This window comes from Vibrio sp. 2134-1 (genome assembly GCF_033339495.1).
Map to the genome: position 1 here is coordinate 1 of NZ_JAWOUS010000339.1, position 761 is coordinate 761.

At 51.4% G+C, this 761-nt stretch carries 1 protein-coding gene; it reads left to right on the forward strand.

The features are described from left to right. The coding region (locus R7R78_RS25845) for a toprim domain-containing protein (RefSeq protein WP_263856321.1) at nucleotides 1–761 on the forward strand (761 nt) is incomplete at both ends.

Sequence of the window (761 nt, forward strand, 5' to 3'; positions counted from 1 at the left end):
GAGATGATCACCGAAAGTTACGTGAACCTTATCCCAACAGCTCAGGGTGGTACACACGTAAATGGTCTTCGCCAAGGTTTGTTGGATGCGATGCGTGAGTTCTGTGAATTCCGCAACTTGCTACCACGTGGTGTGAAGCTAACGGGCGATGATGTTTTCGACCGTTGTTCGTACGTGTTGTCGGTTAAGATCCAAGATCCACAGTTTGCTGGTCAGACTAAAGAGCGTCTCTCTTCGCGTCAAACCGCTGCGTTTGTCTCTGGTGTGGTAAAAGATGCATTCAGTCTGTGGCTAAACGAAAAGCCTCAACTTGCAGAGCAACTAGCGGAAGTGTGCATTGCTAACGCCCACCGTCGTATGCGCGCAAGCAAGAAAGTCGTACGTAAGAAAGTCGCATCGGGTCCTGCCTTGCCAGGTAAGCTAACAGACTGTTCCGTACAAGACTTAAATCGCACCGAAATCTTCTTCGTGGAGGGTGACTCGGCGGGTGGCAGCGCGAAGCAAGCCCGAGATCGCGAATTCCAAGCGGTGATGCCACTGCGTGGTAAGATCCTAAACACATGGGAAGTCTCTGCCGATCAAGTTCTGGCATCTCAAGAAGTGCATGACATCTCGGTTGCGTTGGGTATCGACCCAGACAGCGACAACCTTGACAGCCTACGCTACGGTAAAATTTGTATCCTTGCCGATGCGGACTCGGATGGTCTTCACATCGCAACGCTATTGTGTGCTTTGTTTACTCGTCACTTCCGCGCGCTCGT